Annotated in this window: 22 protein-coding genes; 19 read left to right on the top strand and 3 right to left on the bottom strand. The window is 53.1% G+C overall.

Translation table 11 applies throughout. From position 1 onward, the window contains the following. Positions 1-12 precede the first annotated feature (12 nt). Positions 13-534 carry an MgtC/SapB family protein gene (locus LF95_RS10075; protein ID WP_073955045.1) on the top strand — a complete coding sequence of 174 codons (522 nt, stop codon included), beginning with the start codon at positions 13-15 and terminating at the stop codon, positions 532-534. Between the two features lie 95 nt (positions 535-629). Here the strand turns inward: LF95_RS10075 and LF95_RS10070 are convergent, their stop codons facing one another. After that, positions 630-1,028, bottom strand: a complete 399-nt coding sequence (locus LF95_RS10070) for a RidA family protein (RefSeq protein ID WP_073956161.1) — start codon at positions 1,026-1,028, stop codon at positions 630-632. Between the two features lie 154 nt (positions 1,029-1,182). On the opposite strand from LF95_RS10070, the gene LF95_RS10065 reads away from it, so the two are divergent. Further along, positions 1,183-1,785, top strand: a complete 603-nt coding sequence (locus tag LF95_RS10065) for a TetR/AcrR family transcriptional regulator (protein WP_073955044.1) — start codon at positions 1,183-1,185, stop codon at positions 1,783-1,785. Positions 1,786-1,815: 30 nt separating this feature from the next. On the opposite strand, the gene ddpX is transcribed toward LF95_RS10065, so the two are convergent. Further along, the gene (ddpX, locus tag LF95_RS10060) at positions 1,816-2,385 is read right to left on the bottom strand and encodes a D-alanyl-D-alanine dipeptidase (protein ID WP_073955043.1); all 570 of its coding nucleotides are present in this window, start codon (positions 2,383-2,385) and stop codon (positions 1,816-1,818) included. A 19-nt stretch (positions 2,386-2,404) separates the two neighbouring features. Here ddpX and tsaB point away from each other — a divergent pair, with 19 nt between their 5' ends. Together tsaB and LF95_RS10050 are read left to right on the top strand one after the other, a co-directional pair. Further along, a complete protein-coding gene (gene tsaB / locus LF95_RS10055) occupies positions 2,405-3,232 on the top strand; it encodes a tRNA (adenosine(37)-N6)-threonylcarbamoyltransferase complex dimerization subunit type 1 TsaB (protein ID WP_073955042.1) in 828 nt (275 codons plus the stop codon). Positions 3,233-3,314: 82 nt separating this feature from the next. Next, the gene (locus LF95_RS10050) at positions 3,315-3,812 is read left to right on the top strand and encodes a GNAT family N-acetyltransferase (RefSeq protein WP_073955041.1); all 498 of its coding nucleotides are present in this window, start codon (positions 3,315-3,317) and stop codon (positions 3,810-3,812) included. A 174-nt stretch (positions 3,813-3,986) separates the two neighbouring features. Here the strand turns inward: LF95_RS10050 and LF95_RS10045 are convergent, their stop codons facing one another. Then, on the bottom strand, positions 3,987-4,244 hold the full coding sequence (locus LF95_RS10045) for a sulfurtransferase TusA family protein (protein ID WP_073955040.1): 258 nt from the start codon (positions 4,242-4,244) through the stop codon (positions 3,987-3,989). A 188-nt stretch (positions 4,245-4,432) separates the two neighbouring features. On the opposite strand from LF95_RS10045, the gene LF95_RS10040 reads away from it, so the two are divergent. The 15 genes from LF95_RS10040 to LF95_RS09965 all read left to right on the top strand — a co-directional run bounded on the left by LF95_RS10040 (position 4,433) and on the right by LF95_RS09965 (position 21,196). Beyond that, positions 4,433-4,855, top strand: coding sequence for a Fur family transcriptional regulator (locus tag LF95_RS10040; protein ID WP_073955039.1), 423 nt, complete (start codon positions 4,433-4,435; stop codon positions 4,853-4,855). 163 nt (positions 4,856-5,018) lie between these two features. Next, the gene (locus tag LF95_RS10035) at positions 5,019-5,807 is read left to right on the top strand and encodes a GNAT family N-acetyltransferase (RefSeq protein WP_073955038.1); all 789 of its coding nucleotides are present in this window, start codon (positions 5,019-5,021) and stop codon (positions 5,805-5,807) included. Next, positions 5,804-6,685 (top strand): lysophospholipid acyltransferase family protein, encoded by an 882-nt coding sequence (locus LF95_RS10030; RefSeq protein ID WP_073955037.1) that lies wholly within the window; start codon positions 5,804-5,806, stop codon positions 6,683-6,685. The genes LF95_RS10035 and LF95_RS10030 overlap by 4 nt, the downstream gene beginning before the upstream one ends. Positions 6,686-6,851: 166 nt before the next feature. Further along, positions 6,852-8,231, top strand: a complete 1,380-nt coding sequence (gene miaB, locus LF95_RS10025; protein ID WP_073955036.1) for a tRNA (N6-isopentenyl adenosine(37)-C2)-methylthiotransferase MiaB — start codon at positions 6,852-6,854, stop codon at positions 8,229-8,231. Further along, positions 8,228-9,349: a PhoH family protein gene (locus LF95_RS10020; RefSeq protein WP_073955035.1), complete on the top strand. Its 1,122-nt coding sequence runs from the start codon at positions 8,228-8,230 to the stop codon at positions 9,347-9,349. The genes miaB and LF95_RS10020 overlap by 4 nt, the downstream gene beginning before the upstream one ends. After that, positions 9,333-9,902, top strand: a complete 570-nt coding sequence (gene ybeY, locus LF95_RS10015) for an rRNA maturation RNase YbeY (RefSeq protein ID WP_073955034.1) — start codon at positions 9,333-9,335, stop codon at positions 9,900-9,902. Before LF95_RS10020 ends, ybeY begins: the two co-directional genes overlap by 17 nt. Further along, complete coding sequence (locus tag LF95_RS10010; RefSeq protein WP_252509725.1) at positions 9,899-10,882, top strand: hemolysin family protein; 984 nt, start codon at positions 9,899-9,901, stop codon at positions 10,880-10,882. The genes ybeY and LF95_RS10010 overlap by 4 nt, the downstream gene beginning before the upstream one ends. Further along, positions 10,879-12,462, top strand: coding sequence for an apolipoprotein N-acyltransferase (lnt, locus tag LF95_RS10005; RefSeq protein ID WP_073955033.1), 1,584 nt, complete (start codon positions 10,879-10,881; stop codon positions 12,460-12,462). Before LF95_RS10010 ends, lnt begins: the two co-directional genes overlap by 4 nt. A 72-nt stretch (positions 12,463-12,534) precedes the next feature. After that, positions 12,535-13,035 carry a helix-turn-helix domain-containing protein gene (locus tag LF95_RS10000; RefSeq protein ID WP_371440820.1) on the top strand — a complete coding sequence of 167 codons (501 nt, stop codon included), beginning with the start codon at positions 12,535-12,537 and terminating at the stop codon, positions 13,033-13,035. A gap of 330 nt (positions 13,036-13,365) precedes the next feature. Further along, positions 13,366-14,541: a methionine adenosyltransferase gene (metK, locus tag LF95_RS09990; RefSeq protein WP_073955031.1), complete on the top strand. Its 1,176-nt coding sequence runs from the start codon at positions 13,366-13,368 to the stop codon at positions 14,539-14,541. 107 nt (positions 14,542-14,648) lie between these two features. Next, positions 14,649-15,362, top strand: a complete 714-nt coding sequence (gene trmB, locus LF95_RS09985; protein WP_073955030.1) for a tRNA (guanosine(46)-N7)-methyltransferase TrmB — start codon at positions 14,649-14,651, stop codon at positions 15,360-15,362. Positions 15,363-15,580: 218 nt separating this feature from the next. Next, entirely contained in the window at positions 15,581-16,090 is a 510-nt protein-coding gene (locus LF95_RS09980; RefSeq protein WP_073955029.1) for an RNA polymerase sigma factor, read from the top strand. Between the two features lie 92 nt (positions 16,091-16,182). Further along, the gene (locus tag LF95_RS09975) at positions 16,183-17,127 is read left to right on the top strand and encodes a FecR family protein (protein ID WP_073955028.1); all 945 of its coding nucleotides are present in this window, start codon (positions 16,183-16,185) and stop codon (positions 17,125-17,127) included. A 355-nt stretch (positions 17,128-17,482) separates the two neighbouring features. Continuing rightward, positions 17,483-20,260: a TonB-dependent receptor gene (locus LF95_RS09970; protein ID WP_073955027.1), complete on the top strand. Its 2,778-nt coding sequence runs from the start codon at positions 17,483-17,485 to the stop codon at positions 20,258-20,260. Between the two features lie 195 nt (positions 20,261-20,455). Continuing rightward, positions 20,456-21,196, top strand: coding sequence for a calcium-binding protein (locus tag LF95_RS09965; protein WP_073955026.1), 741 nt, complete (start codon positions 20,456-20,458; stop codon positions 21,194-21,196). Positions 21,197-21,263 lie beyond the last annotated feature (67 nt).

Genomic DNA, 21,263 nt, shown 5'->3' with positions numbered 1-21,263 from the left:
AAGCCTGAACACATGTTTGACATGCCCTATTTCGCAACAGCCAAACAGTATTTTGATATTGGCCTGATCGACCTGATTTTGCGGCTGGTTGCAGCCACCTTAATTGGCATGCTGATTGGTCTTAATCGCGACATCAATGATAAACCAACCGGGATGCGAACCCTGGCGCTGGTATCGTTGGGGGCGGCGGTGGTGTCGGTTGTGGCGGTGCATTTTCAGGATCTGATTGACCATCCTGATGCGCTATCGCGTGTGGTGCAGGGCATTTTGCAGGGCGTTTTAACCGGCATTGGTTTTATCGGTGCCGGGGTGATTCTGCGCCAACCCAAGGAAATGACGGTTTCCGGCCTGACCACGGCGGCAACGGTCTGGATCACGGCGGCCCTTGGCATCGCCTGTGCCCTGGCTGCCTGGCATATCGTGCTGGTGGCGAGTATCCTGACCTTTTTTGTGCTGATCGTTTTAAAGCCGGTCGAGCTTTTTCTGGTGCGAATATTTGGCGGCGATCCGCAGTCTGCCCGCGATGATGAGTGAGAATATCGTGGCTTTTGCCGAGTTTTGTCAAAAACCGATTGGCCGGAACGGACGGGGGTAATGTCCGCTCCGGCACAATTTTTGGATGGCTTTTGTCACGCCGTTTTGGGGAGACGGGCAACGACCTTGATTTCAAAATCAAACCCGGCCAGCCAGGTCACACCAACGGCCGTCCAGTTGGGATAGGGTTTTTGGGTAAAGATGCTGTTTTTGACTTCTATGATGGCATCAAACTGGTGTTCCGGGTCGGTATGGAAGGTGGTGACATCGATCAGGTCATCAAATGTTGCCCCGGCGGCGGCAAGTGTTGCCTTTAACCGCTGAAAGGCCAGCTCGACCTGTTTTTTGAAATCCGGTTCCGGACTGCCATCCTCCAGACTGCCAACCTGGCCGGAAACAAACAACAGGTCGCCAGAGCGGATGGCGGCGGAATAACCATATTTTTCATACAAGTCGTTGCGGCCTGTGGGAACAATTGCTTCAGGCTGGGTCATGATTGTAAAATCCTTGATCATTTAAAGAACAGCCCGGGTGACACCACCGTATTTGTCATCCGGGCTGTTTTGACATACGGTGTGTATGTTAAATAATCGAAATACGCCGCGTATGTCAATTAATATACGAAGCGTATGTGAGTGGAGTGAGTGAATGGCCGCGAAAAAGCGTGCGGAAACGATGGCGGAAAATCGCGAAAAGCTGATTGCGGCTGCCCGCAAGGCCTTTGCCCAAAAGGGGTTTGCCGCGGCCTCGATGGATGAATTGACGGCGGAAGCCGGGCTGACGCGCGGCGCGCTTTACCATAATTTTGGGGACAAGCGGGGCCTGCTGGCAGCCGTGGTCAACCAGATTGACGGTGAAATGGCCGCGCGCGCCCGTGCGATTGGTGCCTGCCAGGGTGACCCGTGGGAAGGCCTGCTGGCAGGGGCCGAAGCCTATATTGAAATGGCGCTGGAGCCCGAAGTGCAGCGCATTGTGCTGCTTGATGGACCGGCCTTTTTGGGGGATCCGTCACAATGGCCCAGTCAGAACCAGTGTCTGGTGGCAACCCAGGAACTGGTTGAAACACTGGTCGCGTCGGGCTTTTTAAAGCCGGTTGACCCGGAGGCCGCCGCCCGTCTGCTGTCGGGGACGGCCCTGAATGCGGCCCTTTGGATTGCGGCGAGTGATCAACCGGCAGATATTCTGCCAAAGGCGGTGGCGGCCTTTCGCGTGCTGGCAACGGGGTTGCTTGCGTCGCCCGGGGTGAAATGACCCCCCCTATTTCCCATTGGCAGGAATGGGTTAGTAACCGGTAGAGGGCATCATGGGGTATTTAAGCGAACTGTCGGAAAAAAGTGGATAACGGGTGAGGGCATTGGGCAACTGATAATGCCACCATTCGACATGATAAAATTCAAACCCGGCGCTGACCATGATGCCAAGCAGCAATAAACGGTTGGATTCTGCGGCTTTTGAGATGCCTTCGGCCCCGTGATAGGATTTGGGATCCATTTCATCAAAACCGGTTCCCATATCCAGTTCCTTGCCGTTTTGGTCTAACAGCGTTAGATCAATGGCGACACCGCGGCCATGCGGTGATCCGATATCGGGATTGGCGACAAAATCGGCATTCGGAGTGTGGTTCCACAGGGCACGTTGGGCTTCTTGTGGACGAAACGCATCAAGCAGCCGAAGTTTGACACCCTGGCGTCGCGCCATCAGGCTTGCCTTTTTCAGGCAGGTGGCCGCATCCTGATGCAGATAACATGCTGGCCGCAAATAGATTGGTGCCCCGGTAAAGTTTCGATCGGAGGCATAGACGATGTCGATCTCGACATCATATTCTTGCGGCGTAATTTCAACCAGCGCCATTGGCGGAGGCTCCCTGTTCTTGACGTTTACCGACTACATCAAAAAGATGCTGACCGGCGAGATGATTAAGTCATCGCATAGCGCAGATCACGACATGGCGCAAACCGGCAGCGATGAAATGGCGCAAAAGCCCGCCGGGCCGACTTTGCTGGCGATCGATACGGCATCGACATCGCTGGCAACGGCTGTGCTGGTCAATGGCGAGGTACGCGGCGAGCTGTTTGAAAAGATGGAACGCGGACAGGCCGAGTCGCTGCTGCCCTTCATTATGAAAAGCCTGCGCGAGGCCGGGGTTGAATTTGCCGATATTGACGGCATCGCCGTCACGGTTGGCCCCGGTGCCTTTACCGGCATGCGTATTGGTTTGGCAACCGCACGCGGGCTGGGCCTGGCGCGTAAAATACCGGTAGTGGGGGTTAGCTCGCTTGAGGCGGTGGCCTACGGGGTTGAGGAACGGGATCATCAGGGACGAAATATTCTGGTCGCCCTGGATAGCAAACGGACCGAGATTTTTGCCCAGGCCTTTGATGCGCGCAAAAACCCGATCAGCTCAGCCGAATGTGTGGGGCCGCGCCAGGCATTGATGTTGCCGCCCCCCGGCCCGACCCTGTTGGTGGGGGATGGGGCGGCACGGTTGCTGACCCCGGCAACTGGCAGTGCTGGTGAATTTTTCGCCGGTACTGCACCAGGTTTGCCGCGCGCGGGCAATGTGGCGCGCATCGCCGCCGAACGCTGGGAGGATGGCAAAAACCTGCCACCCGTGCCGTTATATTTACGTGCCCCCGATGCCAAACGGATGGACGAACTGGCCCGCGAAAAGGCGGCCAAACAGCAGGATGATGCCTGACAGGGCCAAACAAAGACCTGCATGCAGGTCTCGCGAGGCAGGCCCGTTTATGCCTGTTGGTCTGCATTTCAGGAAATGGATTATGACGACGCAAACTGCTGCCCTTGAAATTGTGGCCCTGACACCCGCATTTGCCGCCGTGGCCGCCGCCCTGCATCAGACAGGGTTTGAAGATTGCTGGGATGAAACCGCAATTTGCGATTTGCTTGCTGTGCCGGGGGCCTTTGGTTTGCTGGCTTTTGTACCCAAGGGACGCCAATTTAACCGCGAAACGGTTGTTGATGATAGGCCGCTGGGTTTTGTGCTGGTGCAGACCGTTCTGGACGAGGCGGAAATCAACACCATTGTTGTTGATGCAAAAGCCCGTCGGCACGGGGTGGGAAACGTTTTGATGCAGGGCGTATTTGCGCGGTTGCAAAATCAGGCCAGTACCCGTTTGTTGCTTGAGGTAGCCTGTGATAACGCTGCCGCAATCGCCCTTTATGGCAAACTGGGTTTTGTCGAAATCGGGCGCAGACGCGGATATTACCGCCGCAAGGAGGGGCCGGCTATGGATGCGCTGGTGATGGAACGGGTGTGAGGCCGTCTGTCCGGGATAAATTCAGGATGATTTGAATTTTACAAAATTTTTGAATAACTATATGAAGTTATTAGGAAAATAAACCCCATAAAGGGTGTGGTCTTGATCTTGAAATTGTTATAATATTTGCCCGTTCGTCATGACGGGCTTTCCTGTTTTCAGGAACCCGGAGACTTAATTTTTTCGGATTGTCAGCCGGTAGGTGCCGGTGGCATCTGCCAGTTTTGTCAGGTCCAGAACGTCGTCGCCCATTTCTTTAACGGAACGCGGAACATTTGTAAGCGGTTCGCCTTCTTTGAGAAGGACTTCCAGAATTTGACCCGGTGTCATTTTTTCGAGTTTCAGGCGCGTTTTGACAAAGGTCATGGGACAGACATCGTTTGTGATGTCTATTGTGATATCTGGCGTTGAACTCTGGCTGCTGCTGGACATTCCAACCTCGTTAATCAGGGTATCTGGTGACGGGGTAGCGTTAAATGAAGAAAACGGCAAGGTGTGCCAGGTTATTTTCGTGAAATCGGTCTTGCGACCGGGCGAAGATTTCCCGATATTTAGGGCACCAGAGCGTAAGTTGCCTGCGGGCCTTGGGGACAGGCGGAACCGGAAACGAGAACAAGAGTATGTTGGCAGAATCAACCATCGAGCAAAAGTGCATTGACGCAGGCCTGAAAATGACCGGGCAACGCCGCGTCATTGCAAAGGTATTGTCGGAGTCCGAAGATCATCCGGATGTTGAACTGGTATATCGTCGGGCCACCGAAATTGATCCGAAAATTTCGATTGCCACGGTTTACCGGACGGTACGTCTGTTTGAAGAGGCGGATATCCTTGAAAAGCACGATTTCGGCGACGGACGTGCCCGTTACGAGGAACTGACCGAAGAACATCATGATCATCTGATTGACATGCGGTCGGGCACGGTCATCGAATTTTCAAACGAAAAGATTGAAAAGTTGCAGGAAGAGATTGCCCGCGAGCTTGGTTACGAGCTTGTCGGCCATCGGCTGGAACTTTATGGCGTTCCTATTAAAGACGGAAAATGACAGTTTACTGACTGTTGGCGTACAATAGGTGTATATAAAAGCCATCCGTGCTACAGTGCGGGTGGCTTTTCACATTTTTGTTACGTGTTCTTAACAAAGCCTTCACTCGCTCTTGAGAATTTTCTTGCGCAAGATTGGCGCGATCAAACGAAAGGGAGTTGCGATGAGCGACGTTCGACAGCAGCGATTGGAAGTCCGTCTGGCGCAGAATGAGGCGGAAATCCTGGCGAGCCAGCGTTTACGTTATAAAGTTTTTTACGAAGAACGCGGGGCACAGCCCACTGCTGAAATGATCGACTCCAAACGGGATTTTGATCATTACGACCCGATTTGTGACCATCTTCTGGTGATCGATCACGGTAAAGGCGAAGGTGCAGACGGGGTTGTGGGAACCTATCGTTTGTTGCGCCAGTCCGTTGCCAATCAAAATGGCGGCTTTTACAGTGCGGATGAATATCAGATCGAATCGATGCTTGCGGCCATCAAGTCTGGTGAGATCATGGAACTGGGCCGCTCCTGTGTCGAGGAAGGCTATCGCAATATGCCGACCCTGCAATTGTTGTGGCAGGGCATTGCGAAATACGTTTTTGATCATGACATCAAGCTGATGTTTGGCTGTGCTTCTTTTCACGGGACCGACCCGGATGATTTCAGCGATGTTTTGACCTATCTGCATCATCATCATCTCGCCCCCGAAGACATGCGCCCGCGTGCGGTTGCCGAACGCTATGAAAGCATGGCGCGCGCCAGCATCGATGCGGTTGATGCCCGCCAGGCGTTGCGGGATCTGCCGCCGCTGATCAAGGGTTATTTGCGGCTGGGTGGTTATGTTGGCGATGGGGCCGTGGTGGACCATCAGTTCAACACCACTGATATTTGTATTGTGCTGCCGACGGAAAAAGTGACCGAACGCTATTATAAGCATTATGAACGGACCGCGAGGGTATCGTGAGCTGCTATCCCTGTGCCGCTATCAGACTTTTGATTTATGCCTTGCTGACGCTGGTTCTGATTCCGGTGCAAATGGTGGCTATTGCCCTGCGCTTGAAGCTGGCCGATGACCTGCCGCGTTTTTATCATGGGCTTTGCCTGAAGATTATGCACATCGAGGTGCGTTTTTCGGGTGTGCCATTGATGGAAGATAGCGGCATCATCGTTGCCAATCATGCGTCTTATCTCGATATTCCGGTCCTCGGTTCCATGACCAAAGGTGGCTTTATTGCCAAAAAGGAAGTGGCAAGCTGGCCGGTTTTTGGTTTGCTGGCAAAGCTCCAGCGGTGCAGTTTTGTTGAACGCCGTGCCACACGGGCCAAACAGCAAACGACGGAACTTAGCCAGCGGCTTGCCAATGGTCACAAGCTGATCCTGTTTCCCGAAGGGACCAGCAATGACGGCAATCGTGTTTTGCCGTTTAAGTCGACTTTGTTCGGTGTTGCCGAAACGGTTTTGCCCGATGGATCGCAAGTCAAGGTCCAGCCGGTGTCGATTGCGGCAACTCGCCTGGACGGCGCGCCGATGGGCCGTGATTTGCGTGCCTTTTATTCCTGGTATGGGGATATGGACTTGGTGCCGCATTTGTGGCAGTTTCTCGCCCTCGGCAAGGTTACGGTGGAAGTGGTTGTTCATCCGCCGATGACGCTGGCGCAGGCAGGATCGCGCAAGGAAATGGCCCGTAAATGCGAGTCGCTGGTTGTTCAGGGGCATCAGGCGGCATTATCGGGTGCCACGCGGGGGGCTCAGGTCCCGTTTTCTGAAGAGCGGCGATCTGGTGACTTGATTGGCAGTTGCCCTTTGGCAATTGTTTTTGAAGATTTTCGCCTGTTTGGCTAGGTACTCCAGCGCGTCGCGATGTCGGCTTTTTTACCGTTCCGCCGAAAAACGGGTTGCATGAACGCAAAATTGTGCCACCTGATCTCAGATATCAGTCATGTTCGACATGCGGCGTGAGGTTCACGCCGCTTTCGGCGTATGAAACGAGCGGAAACGGATCATTAAAGTGAGCGCGACGAAAAAGCTTTTTGTAAAGACCTATGGCTGCCAAATGAATGTCTATGACAGCCAGCGTATGCAGGATGTGCTTGCACCGCTGGGCTATCAGCCGGTCGATGAAGCTGAGGGTGCGGATATGGTGATTCTGAACACCTGCCATATTCGCGAAAAAGCCGCCGAAAAGGTTTTTTCCGATCTGGGCCGGATTCGCAAACATAAAAAAGCCAAGGAAGAAAACGGAACCGACAAAATGATCGTTGCCGTCGCCGGGTGTGTCGCCCAGGCCGAAGGGGCGGAATTGATGCGTCGGGAACCGATTGTCGATATGGTTTTTGGTCCGCAAACCTATCATCGCCTGCCCGAAATGGTGGCCCGTGCCAACCGCGCGATTGGCAATGACCGCATTATCGATACCGATTTCCCGGTCGAGGAAAAGTTTGACCACTTGCCCGCCCAGGTCTCGCAGCAGGGTTATTCCGCCTTTATCGCCATTCAGGAAGGTTGCGATAAATTCTGCACTTTCTGTGTGGTCCCTTATACCCGTGGGGCGGAATATTCGCGCCCGGGTATGGACATTGTTAAGGAAACCCGCCAGATCGTGGCCCAGGGTACCCGTGAAGTGACCCTTCTGGGACAGAATGTGAACGCCTATCACGGGGCGGGGCCTGATGGTGACGAATGGACGCTGGGGCGTTTGCTGCGTGAGCTTTCGGAAATCGATGGGCTGGAACGCATTCGTTACATCACATCTCATCCGCGTGATGTGGATGATGATCTGATCTTTGCCCATCGTGATTTGCCCAAGGTGATGCCGTTTTTGCATCTGCCGGTACAGTCCGGTTCGGACCGGGTTTTGCAGGCGATGAACCGCAAACATGACCGTCAGACCTATTTTGATATTGTCAAACGCCTGCGCGAAGCCCAGCCGGACCTTGCCCTGTCATCGGACTTTATTGTCGGTTTTCCCGGTGAATCGGAAAAGGATTTTGAAGATACGCTCGATTTGGTGCGCCAGGTTGGTTTCATTCAGACCTTCAGTTTCAAATATAGTCCCCGCCCCGGTACGCCGGCTTCGGCAATGGAACTTCAGGTTCCCGAGGAAGTGAAGGCGGAGCGCCTGGCCCGTTTGCAGGATCTTTTGGCCGAACAGCAGCTTGCCTTTAATCAAAGCTGTGTCGGGCGTGAAATGGATGTTTTGCTTGATCGCACGGGCAAGTTTGAAGGCCAGCTTGTGGGGCGCAGCCCGTATATGCAGCCGGTCCATGTCAATGGCCTGACCGAGGCCGATTTGGGCCGCATCGTGCGTTTGAAAATTACTGCCGCCAAGCCGTTTTCCCTGGCCGGGGAACTGGTTGAAGAAGGCGGGTCGGAAAGGAATGTTGCGTGAGTGCGTCGACGGAAAAAACAAAAGGCCCGATCAAGAAACAAAAACAGACTCCGCTTGATACCGATCAGATAGAATTTGCCGATAATGCCCTGTCCCAGTTGCTGTATGGGCCGCAGGCACAGAACCTGCTGCGTTTGGCCGAAGGCACGGGAACAGAAATTTCCAGCCGGGGATCGATTGTTGTGGTGCGGGGCGCGCCGCAAAAGGTCAGCCAGGCGAAAAGTGTGCTGTCCCAGCTTTATGCCCGTTTGCGTGCCCAGGAAATTGACCGGGTGGATGTGGAAACGGTGGATGCTGCCATTCGTTTGTCTGAACCCGATGAAGGCAATCCGTGGGATGACCCGGCGTCGCCCGGAGCAGGCATGTTTGGCGGGTCGGAACTGGTGATCCAGACCAAAAAACGCCGGATTTCGCCGCGCTCCAAACGCCAGAAAAACTATGTTAAGGCGATGCTGGAGCATGAATTGGTGTTTGGTGTCGGTCCGGCTGGTACGGGTAAAACCTATCTGGCGGTGGCAATGGCGGTTCAGATGCTCTCGCAGGGGCATGTGGACCGGATCGTTTTGTCACGTCCGGCGGTGGAAGCAGGCGAACATCTTGGCTTTTTGCCCGGTGATTTGAAAGACAAGGTCGATCCCTATCTGCGGCCGCTTTACGATGCCCTGCATGACACGCTGCCGGGTGATGTCGTGATCAAGCGCATGGAACGTGGCGAAATCGAGGTGGCACCGCTGGCCTTTATGCGCGGTCGTACGCTGTCGCATGCTTTTGTCATTCTTGATGAGGCGCAAAACACGACACCCATGCAAATGAAAATGTTCCTGACCCGCCTGGGCGAAGGATCGCGCATGGTGATCACCGGCGATTTAACGCAGATCGACCTGCCATCGGGTGTAAAATCGGGCCTGCGCGATGCGATGGAAACGCTTGAGGAGGTCGAAGGCGTTGGCCGCATTCAGTTTGACCAGCGCGATGTGGTGCGTCATGCCCTGGTGACAAAGATTGTGAAGGCCTATGACGCAGCCGATGCCCTGCGTGACCGGATTGGCAAAAGCTATCGTCAGGGGCACGGCCCGCGCGATATAAAAGAGACACCCGGTGATGACAGCGCAGCTTGATCTTGATGTTGCCATTGAGGCGGGAAACTGGAGCGACGCCGAGCAGGAAGCCATTACCGGCGCGGTCGAAGCAGCCTTGCGCGCGGCGACGGAAGATGGTGCCTTGTGGGATGAGGATTGCGAAAAATCCCTGCTGGAACAGGCCGGTGTGATCGAGGTGAGTGTTACGCTGTCCGATGATGCCAGCGTGCGCGAGCTGAACCGGGATTATCGTGGCAAGGATGCGCCGACCAATGTGCTGTCCTTTGCCGCCCTTGAAAGCGATGAGGGTGCCAGCGATTTTGTTATGGCATCCGATATGCCCCTGATGCTGGGGGATATCGTGATTGCGCGCGAAACCTGCGAACGTGAGGCGCAGGAACAAAACAAGCCGCTTTTGCATCATCTCATTCATTTATCGGTGCATGGTACACTTCATCTTGTCGGTTATGATCATATGGTTGATGATGAAGCCGAACATATGGAGCAACTCGAGCGCCATATTCTTGCCGGGATGGGAATTGATGATCCCTACGCCCCAATCGAAGATCAGGATGTCGAAACAGGACAATGAACGACATAAGTGAACGCGACGAAGATAAGGACAGTATGACGCCCCGCATAGGTGGGGAGTTACAGGAAGAAGCCGATGGGGCTTCGTTTTGGGGCAATGTTGCCTCGGTGATGGGATTGCGCAAGCCGCGCCCGCGTAATGGCGAGGCCTCGCTCAGCGATACGCTTGAAGAACTGGCTGAACGCACCGAAGAAGATGACGAGCCGGTTTCGCTGCACGAACGGTCGTTGTTTGAAAATATCATTGCCTTGCGGGATATGACGGCTGAGGACGTTATGATTCCGCGTACCGATATTGTTGCGGTTCCGAAAAAAATCACGCTGACCGATCTGGTCAATGAAATGGTGACAAAGGCGCATTCGCGCCTGCCGGTTTACGGCGATACCCTTGATGACATTGTTGGCATGGTCCATATCAAGGACGTGCTGGCGTGCCATGCTGCAGGCCGGGATTACCGGCTGTCGGCATTGCTGCGCCGGGTATTGTTTGTCTCGCCGGCCATTCGTGTGCTGGATCTGTTGTCGGAAATGCGGTTGTCACGCACGCATATGGCGCTGGTGGTCGATGAATTTGGCGGCATTGACGGCCTGATCACCATCGAGGATCTGGTCGAGGAAATTGTCGGCGAAATTGACGATGAACATGATGTGGACCAAACCCCGAAACTGATCCGTCTTTCGGATGGCTGTTTTATTGCCGATGCCCGCTACGAGATTGAAGATCTTGAGGAAAAGCTGGGCTTTGGCCTGCTGGACGAAGAAGAAGACGAGGATATCGACACGCTGGGCGGGCTGGTCTTTTCGCTGGCGGGCCGGGTTCCGGCGCGTGGCGAGCTGATCGAACATCCGTTGGGGCTGCAATTCGAGGTTCTTGATGCCGACCCGCGCCGTGTGCGACGTTTGCGCATTCATTTGCACCGGACCGATCCTTCCGCTCCTTCTGTTCCGGAAGGGGAAAATTCTCAGGAATTGCTTAAATGATGACTCGCCTGGCCAATCGCGTGGCCGCTTTAACAGGTTGGCCGCGCCGGTTGGTGTGGCTGTTATCGGGGGCGGCGGCAGTACTGGCTTTGCCGCCCTTCTTTATTATTCCTGCTTTGCCTTTGGGTTTTGCCATTTTGCTCTGGTCGCTTGAGGGGGTTAAAACCCGCAAAAGTGCGCTGGCGGCGGGCTGGTGGTTCGGGACCGGTCATTTTGCGGCCGGTTTTTACTGGATCAGCCATGCCTTTTTGGTTCAGCCGGAAATATATGGCTGGATGATCCCCTTTGCCCTGTTGGGGCTTGGTGGCGGATTGGCAATTTTCCCCATGCTGGCGGTGTGGGGCAGTTGGCAGTTGGGCAAGGGGCCGATTGCACGGGCCTTTTTGCTGGCATCGTTTTGGGCCATTGCCGAATTTGCCCGTGGGCACGTTCTCACCGGTTTTCCCTGGAATCTTTTGGGGCATATCTGGGCAATTAACCCGGCGCCAATGCAGTTTGCATCCGTTGTGGGCATTTATGGTTTAAGTGCGGTAACGGCCCTGTTTGCAACCCTGCCATCTGTGTGGGTTTTTGGGCGCAACGGTCGGTTTTGCGCGGCTGTTGGCGTGCTGATTGCCGTGCTTTTGTGGGGCGGTGGGATGATACGTCTTTCCGGCTTGCCCGATGTAGCGACTGAACTTGCCGATGCCCCGCAAACGGCACCGGTTTTGCAGGTGGTTCAGCCCAATATTCCGCAATCGGAAAAATGGGAAAAATCGCTTGAGGATGTCCATTTTCGCGAATTGCTGGCAATGTCGCGGCGTCCGGATAATCTTCCGGCCAGTCGGCAGCGCATTGTGATCTGGCCGGAAACCGCGGCGACCTTTTTCCTTGAAACCGATCCGAGACGTCGGGCGTTGATTGCCGGTATTTTAGGGGCTAAGGATGTTCTGATTACGGGAGCACCACGGACTTTCCCGCGTAAAAGCCGGGAATTCCAGGTTTGGAATTCTGTCGAGGTAATAGATGGCCTGGGTGACATTGTTGCCAGTTTTGACAAGTTTCATCTGGTACCATTTGGCGAATATGTGCCGTTTCGATCCATTCTGCCATTCCCCAAATTGACGGCCGGACGAACGGATTTTTCTGCCGGTCCGGGACCGGCAACCTTGCATGTAAATAATTTACCGCCCTTTTCCCCTTTAATATGTTATGAGATTATTTTTCCAGGTGCCGTTACTGATGATCAGGATCGTCCTGCGTGGCTGTTGAACGTGACCAATGATGGTTGGTTTGGCCACAGTGCAGGTCCCTATCAGCATCTGGCTGCAGCCCGTTTTCGCGCTGTCGAGGAAGGCTTGCCACTGGTCCGGGCGGCCTATACCGGCGTATCGGCTGTCTTCGACTCTTACGGTCGTCTCCAAAAAGAACTGCCCCTGACCTCAAAGGGAGTCCTGGTATCCCCACTTTTGGTGGGGAAAAACCATACCACCGTATATTATTTGTGGCGCAATATACCATTTTACGGTATTGTTATCCTGATTTTCGTTCTCGTATTGGGATATCAACAGGTTAGAAAATCCCCTGGAACGAAAAAATAATTTACCGGACCGCCCAAAAAGTGTCCCCCACAAGAATAGGGCGGCAGGTCGGAGTGTGAGAAGGACAAGACGATGTCGCCGAAGGATGACAGTGTGATGATTGTGAAGAATACGCGTGGGCGTGGGCGTGGTCGGACGGCCAATGGTAAACCAAACCCGGTAGATATTCATGTCGGTTCCCGGGTGCGGTTGCGGCGTACTCTTTTGGGAATGAGCCAGGAAAAGCTGGGCGAGGCTATTGGCCTGACGTTCCAGCAGGTGCAAAAATACGAACGTGGTGCCAACCGCGTGGGTGCATCGCGCCTTTATGACCTGTCCCGTGTGCTTGAAGTACCGGTTTCATTCTTTTTTGACGATATGCCCGACGAAATTTCGGCAAAAACGGTGCATGAACGCCGTGAAATGTCGGAAAGCCCGGACCCGTTTGATAACGATCCGATGAACCGTCGGGAAACGCTGGAACTGGTCCGTGCCTATTATCGTATTGTTGATCCGGTTCAGCGCAAACGCGTTTTTGAATTGGTCAAGGCAATGGGCGTGCTGCATTCGACAGACGAAGGCGACAGCAAGTAAACATCCCTGACGGGCATGAATGTCTGGCGATGTTAAAGCACTGCGAACTGAACGCATCCGGTTTTCCTGCCGGATGCGTTTTTGTATCAGAGATGGCCCTTTGCCTGTTTTACAGGGGCGTTATGATAAAAATTGCCGTTATTTTTATCTGACAGGCTTAAAATGCTTGGGTCATGTTTCCATTTGGGATATGACAACCCGATGACGTGGACGGATTTGGACCGCTTGCCACCACGGAAAAAAAGGCTAAGTGGGCGCTGAACGATACGATCGTATCGCGGCCCTCCGGTCCAGTTTTTGGAAACTCCCTTTTCACCGGAGAAGGTTTATATGTCTCATAAAGAATATCTGTTCACGAGCGAATCCGTGTCTGAAGGCCATCCGGACAAGGTTTGCGATCGTATTTCCGACTCGATCGTTGATGCTTTTCTGGCCGCTGATCCGGATGCCCGTGTGGCTGTTGAAACCCTGGCCACGACCAACCGTGTTGTTCTGGCGGGTGAAGTGCGTGGCCCGGCAAGCGTTGCCAATGATGAAACCATGATCGAGGCCGCACGCGAAGCCATTCGTGCCATCGGCTATGATCAGGAAGGTTTTAGCTGGAAGACGGCTGACATTTCCTGCCATGTGCATGAACAGTCTGTCGATATTGCCCAGGGCGTCGACTCCAAGGACAACAAGGATCTTGGTGCGGGCGACCAGGGCATCATGTTTGGCTATGCCTGTGATGAAACCGACGAATTAATGCCGGCCCCGATTCAGTTTTCGCATCGGATTCTGCGTCAGATGGCTGAAGACCGCCATTCCGGAAAATCCGGCATTTTTGGCCCGGATGCCAAAAGCCAGGTGACGTTGCGCTATATTGACGGCAAACCGGTCGGTGCAACTTCGGTTGTGGTGTCTACCCAGCATAATGACGGTGTCAGCCAGGAAGAAGTCCGCGCAGCTGTTTTGCCTTATATCGAAGCCGCCTTGCCGGAAGGCTGGTTGCCGTCCCAGGACGAGATTTACATCAACCCGACAGGCCGTTTTGTGATTGGCGGGCCGGATGGTGATGCGGGTCTGACGGGCCGTAAAATCATTGTGGATACCTATGGCGGGGCGGCACCGCATGGTGGCGGCGCATTCTCGGGTAAAGACCCGACGAAGGTTGACCGCTCGGCAGCTTACGCGGCGCGTTACCTCGCGAAAAACGTGGTTGCAGCAGGTCTGGCAGGCAAATGCACCATTCAGGTGGCTTACGCCATTGGTGTTTCCAAGCCGTTGGCCCTGTATGTCAACACGCACCAAACCGGTAATGTGGATGAAATCAAGCTGGGCAAGGTTCTGCGCGAATTGATGGATCTGAGCCCGCGCGGCATTCGCGAGCATCTTAATCTGTGTGCGCCAATTTATACGCCCACCTCGGCTTATGGTCACTTTGGCCGTCAACCGCGTGATGGCGGTTTCTTCTCCTGGGAGAAAACCGACCTGGTTGACGACCTTAAATCGGCTTTTGGTGCCTGATTAAGCCAGTGATGATGGATAGGTGATTTGCCAAAATCGCCAGACATGTTATGAGGCGGGCGGTTTTTAAAACCGCCCGTTTCGCTTTTTAAACTGCCAGAAAAACCATGCGTAGCAACAGACCCATTCCGACCCCAGACCGCCCCAATTTTTATGGCCGCCGTGGCAGCCGTGCGCCCAAGGCGTCGCGCAAAGTTCTGATGGATGAACTGTTGCCAAAACTGACCATTGATTATCCCGAACAGGCCGGCATTGACCCGCGCAGCTATTTTGCGCCCGATCGCCGGGAATTGTGGCTGGAAATCGGGTTCGGCGGTGGCGAGCATTTGGCAGGCCAGGCTGAAGCCAACCCGGATGTCGGTATTATCGGCTGTGAACCCTATATGGACGGGGTCAGCAGCATGATCCGCCATATTAGCGAGCGGAATTTGGAAAATGTGCGCATCGTGCCCGATGATTCCCGTCCGCTGCTGTACAAACTGCAAGACGCCTGTTTTGACCGGGTGTTTTTGCTGTTTCCCGACCCGTGGCCGAAAAAGCGCCATGCGGAACGGCGTTTTGTCGGGCCGAAAAACCTGGCCTTGCTGGCGCGCTTGATCAAGGATGGTGGTGAGTTTCGGGTGGCGAGCGATGACATGCAGTATATTTCATGGACACTCCAGCATTTGCATAATCACCCGGATTTTGAATGGCTTGCCGAAAGTCCCGATGACTGGCGCAATCCGCCGGAAGACTGGGTAAAAACCCGCTATGAGCAAAAGGCGTTGCGCCAGGGTAAAAAGTGCAATTATTTGCGGTTCCGTCGGAAAACCCGTACCTGATTACGGTATACAATAAGCTGAATTTTGAGGCCCTTCGTATGATCGAAGGGCCTTTTTTATGAACTCAAAAAGCAGCATTCTTCGATACCTTGATGCAGAATTTTATTGAGAATGATTTTCATATGCGATATCTGTCGTGTAACACTAACATGACATTGCCCGTCTCGCTGCCACAAAGTGGCAGGTAAGGGACGGCTGCGTTTCAGAAGGTCAGGTTCGTGACTCAGTGGGATATCAATCACCTTTTTCGCACGTATCACGCGCGATTGCGGCATTTTGTTCAGAAGCGGAAACTGGCCTGGTACACCGCCGATGACATTGTGCAGGACACATTTTTGCGGGTGGTGGCAACGCCGTCTCTGCCCGACGTGAAATATGCGCAATCCTATTTGTATCGGACGGCGCAAAATCTGGTTGTTGACCATTTTCGCCGCGAACGGATTTTGAAATTCGTTCCGGATGCGGAAAAAAGCCTCGAATATGTTGCCAGTGATAGCCCTTTGCCGGACCAGATCGTTTGGTCACGGCAGGAATTACGCCAATTGCAGGCGGCAATTAACAAATTGCCGGCCCCCACCCGCGAGGTTTTTGTTCTGGCCCGCCTTGAAGGCAAAACCTATGCCGAGATTGGCGAAAAGCTGGGCATTCCGCCGCAAACGGCTTTCAGTCGGATGGTGCGTGCGCTGACGCTGCTGCGTGATCAAACCAAAATTGACGAAAAAAACTGAAATTCGCCTCGGATATTGTCATGGCTGCTTCGTCATAAGAAAAACCCCTGCTTTTTTTGCGGGTTTGTTGTGCAGTTTGGGGCAGACACATCATGGAACGAAGCAACGCAATCTTTGAAAATGCACCGGCCAATGATGTGTCCGAGCAGGCGATCTACTGGTTTGCCCTGTTGCTGGATGGCGCAGAAACCGATCAGGATCGCGCGGCATTTTCCCGCTGGCTTGCTGCCGATGAAGCGCACCGTCAGGCTTTTCTTGAAATCGAACATCTTTGGGCGGGAACCTCCAGCCTTGATATGTCCAAGCACGGCGGGGCAATTGGCAGGCGGGCCTTTTTGGGGGCGGGGCTGGCGGTTGGTCTGGTTGGGGCCGCGGGCTGGTATGGCAAGCTGATCCCGCATCATCCTTTTGCCGATTTTTCGGCCTCAAAGGGGGAAAGGCGCACAATAACCGTCATGCCCGGTATTCAGGCCGAATTAGCCAGTCAAACATCATTGTCGCTGGTGCAAAACGAATTTGGGCATACCGGCCTTACCCTTCATGAAGGCGAGGTTTTTGTCGCGCATGATGGCCGTCAGCCTGGCTTTTTTGTTCAGGCGGACGGTCTTGTTACCCGGCCTCGCGAAGCCGCCCGTTTTGATATTTCCCATTATGATACGAGTGGGGATGTGATCGCCGCACAGGGGACGCTGGATGTGACCCTGAATTCCCGTCATCACAGTATTTTGCCGGGCCATGGCATGTCTTTTGCGCCGGGTGATATGGGCGCGCCGCGTCCGGTTGATTTGACTGTTCGGTTGGCCTGGCGGCAGGGAAAACTGGTTTTTGTCGGGGACCGGCTGGCGGATGTGGCAACTGTTTTGCAACGCTGGCAATCGGGTAAAATCATCGTGCTGGGTGAACAGCTTAAAAAGCGCCCTGTGACGCTGGTGGTGAACCTTAACCGCACAGCCGATATTTTGCCGTTGATGGGCAAGGCTTTGAATGTCGAAGTTACCCAGATTAGCCGCTATCTGACCATTTTACGTGCAGCGTGAGGGGGCGGGGTCTGTTGTTTGGATACGCGCGGGGTAACAGCAGGTCTTTTTTAGCAGCATCCTCCCTTCGTTAATTTCTCTCTATCGCTCTCTGTCCGGGTTCTGTCTGGGTTCTATCCCCGTTCGCGCCTTTGCTACCGTCATTGTCCCAGTCACAATCCCTGGTTCGTTTCGTATTTTTCTCGTGGTCTTTGTCCCCTGCCTCTGCGTTCGCCCTCTCTCACCCCTTCCTTGTTTTGATAATAAAAATTATTTGCAAAAAATGTCTCCCCCTTTCGGATATCTGTCGTTCCGGCTCGTCATACTGGATAGATCAAGATAATGCGAAGCATTTGCATATTTAGGAGACGCATAAATGGACTATCCGCGGGGGATTTGCCGGAAGTTGGTGTCAGGGGACATGACATTGGGACGAAGACGCAGCGATTTGGCGCAAAAACTTGCTGCGACCGCCCTTTCGGGATGTTTGCTGGCATTTATTCCGCAGGGGGCATTGGCGGGGGCCGATGTGGGGGCCGATGCGGTGGCTGGTGTCAGTCATGGTCCTTCGGGGGGTGAACTGGCACAAAGTAGCCGTTTTGATCAATCCTTCCGGTTTGACATTCCGGCACAGAAGCTCGCTTTGGGACTGGTGGAATATTCAAAAATTACCGGCATTGATGTGGTGGTTGATGGCAGCCTGTCGACCAATCGTCTGACGGCTGCTTTTGCGGGTGATATGACAGCCCGCCAGGCACTGGATCGCTTGTTAAGTGGCAGCGGCCTGACATGGCAGGCACTGGATTCAAATACGGTGTCGATTGTGGCGGTTCATGTTGATTCATCAATATCGTCGGTCGTGACGGCACCGGTAACGATTACGGCATATGCTGCGGGCAGCGCAGGAACTAATGTTGATCCTGAGGCTGTCTATGAAACACCGGGTGGTCTTTCTGTTGTGACGCGCGAAGACATGCAGAAAGTTCCCGGGCGTGAGGCACGGGATATTTTTGGCCAGGTTGCCGGTGTTGATGTTTCCAACGATGCCCGTGACCCGGGGCTGACGGTGAATGTCCGCGGACAGCAGGAAATGGGGCGGGTTAATGTCAATATAGATGGTGCCCGGCAGAATTATAACCAGACAACGCATGGGACAACGTCGCGTGTTTATGTTGATCCTGCGCTTCTGGCAAATGTGACGATTGATAAAACCAACATGAATCAGAGTGGCGGCGCCGGGACATCGGCCGGGATCGTGACCCTGCGTACCTTGAATACAGATGATATTCTCGATCCGGGCGAGGATTGGGGTGGAAAAGTCAATCTGAGCCACGGAACAAACAATTATAACTTTGCCGGCGATGCCTCTGTTGCAGCGCGTGTTTCGCCCAAGCTGGATATCGCGGCAGCGATGAGCCGAAAAACGATTGGCAATTACAGGGCTGGTTCACGAAACCCCGAATTGTTCACGCTGAGTTCCGGCAAAGAATACACCACCGAAAATTCGCGCCCGGAATATACGTTTTCGCGCCAGACGTCGGGTTTGTTAAAAGCCAATATTCAGCTTACGGACGATCAGGAACTGCATTTGGGGTATGTCGGCAGCACGGTAGACTATGCCAAGACCAGTGATGTCACCAACCTTTATACAGATTTCAATGAAACCCAGACCCATACATTAACTGCAAAGCATAATTGGAACCCTGCTTCGGAACTTATTGACCTGGATACCAATCTGTACTGGACGAGAACAAAAAACCATCAAAACCGGCCGGCGCGCTATAATAGTTCGGGGCGTGTTACGACGGATTCATTCAGTACGGATTACACCCTTGATACAGCCGGGGCAGATATTGCCAATAGCAGTGACTGGTATCTTGGAAATTTGGCGGGCGGGAGCAGTTCTATTCAGTTCGATTATGGAACCGAATTTTTCCAGGATAAGGCCAAAACGGATTCTTCAACCGGCGGTGAAGGCGGGTCAGGCGAGGATTACCAGTTGGAAGGATCTACCCCTGGCGGCAAGCGGGACGTTTATGGCGGCTTTCTGAAAACGACCTACGACTGGGACGAGATGTTTCAGGTCTATGGCGGCTTGCGCTATGACCGCTATCAGCTTGATGGCAATGCGTACTGGTGTGATACCGCCCATCCCTGCACCAGCGGCGGTGTGCCCTATGATGTTGATCTTGCGGATCAGAAGGTTTCACCGTCTTTTGGGGCCAGTGTGACACCATTTGAAGGTATTCAGTTTTTTGCCAATTATCGCAAAAACATGCGGGCCCCCACGATTGCAGAGGCAATGATCAAGGGCGAGCATATTGGCAATGTTGGCATTCCGTTTTACGCCAACGGCAATTTGCAGTCTGAAGAATCAGAAACAAAGGAAATTGGCGTCAATTTCAAATTTGACGATGTGCTGCAAAAGCATGACCGTTTCCGGGCCAAATTCACCTATTACCGCACCAAAATTGATAACTATGTGACGTTGGGATATGTGCCGCAACCAACAACGGATGTGAGTTGTATGCCGAGTCCATGTACTCCTTCTTATATCGGTCGTACTATTAAGACTAATCAAGCAGCTGCAATGGTTAATTTGACGGATCCAGTCTACATTAACGGTTCTGAGTTCGAGTTAAACTATGATGCCGAAATATATTACCTTAGTGGTACTATGACTTTGAATGATGTTGACTTGAAAGGTGACTATAATCCTTTCGTTTTGAATACAGCATATGACGAATATGCGAATTACCAACTTGAGGAAATTAAGCCGGCCAATCTTTTTAATCTGACGGGCCCATTTTATGGAAATGGTGGAACGCTCTACGGTATTTATGCGCCTCCGAAACGTAAAATAACCCTTGATGGTGGATTGCGGTTTTTTGACCAGGATCTGGTGTTGGGGATGCGGGCGACTTTTGTCGAACCGCAGGATAACTTTGGTTCCTCCAATCTTTCCACAGTCGTTGGCAAGTATTTCAGGTATCGCGTTTTTGATTTCTATAGCTCTTACAAGATTAATGACCATGTTGCCGTGCGTCTGGCGGTGAACAACCTTCTCGATGAGGCATATGTTCAGGGGTCGGGGGGTACCTATGCTGCTTCACCCGGACGCACGGGAATTTTGACATTAAGCGGTAATTTTTAGCTTTTAAGCAGTCTGGTGTTCACGAAAGCCGGTCAGGGATACCCCTGACCGGGATGCTGCGCTGTATCTATTTAAGTTATTGATTTAATTGTATATTTTTAAAAAATACTGTTGACGATAAATAATAATGAGAGTCATTATCATATTTATCGACCCGTTGGTTGGGGCGATGAATATCAACAGGAGTATTTTGAAATGACGATTAATATCGACCTGAATGCAGACGCATCCGGCAATGGTGTTGACCTTCACGGCGTGATTGAAGATTTCAACGCTAACTTTTCGCTGGGCAGCGGCAATCACGGTACGTTTTATACGGGTCTGCTAGACACAACACTGTCGTATTCTGGCACTCAGTACTATGCAGAAGATAAGGATAGCAGCAGCAGCTATACCGGTGGCGTTTTGGCAACGGCGGGTGATGATTCTTTTGCCTATGACATTTCCTCCCATACCATTACCGGCGATCTCGACGGTTTTTCGTTTGGCGAAACCCTGGGGTATAATGCTGATTATTCCGGCTATGAATTTACCGACTCTTCAGTCGATATTTCCAATCTTGGCCTGTCGGGTAGCGACACCAATGATGTGCTGGTCGATATTTATACTGGCAGCACCGATGCCCTCGAATCTGCTTTCGCATCCCAGGGCGTTGCCATTAACGGCAGTTCCGGGGCCGATGTGATCGAAGGCTGGTCGGGTGATGACGTTTTGACCGGCAATGGCGGTGCAGACGTTTTTGAATTTGATGCCAGTGCCAGCTTTGGTGATGACACGATCACCGACTTTGAAGATGGCAGCGACATGATTGGTCTGGATTATAACGATGTGACCATTTCCGGTGATGCAAGCCATACCGTCATTACCCATGCCAATGGCACTGTGACCCTGGCGGGCGTTGATTTTGCAACCATTGACCAGAATGATTTTGTCTAAGGCAAAATAAAACCCGTTCCGGGACGGCTCATCACGGAACGGGCGTATGGTCTGCTCGGGTGTCGCA

Origin of the sequence: Thalassospira sp. TSL5-1 (assembly GCF_001907695.1) — a bacterium.
GTDB lineage: Bacteria > Pseudomonadota > Alphaproteobacteria > Rhodospirillales > Thalassospiraceae > Thalassospira.
Note: the sequence above shows the minus strand (reverse complement) of the source record. Positions and strands in the feature narration are given on the sequence as shown.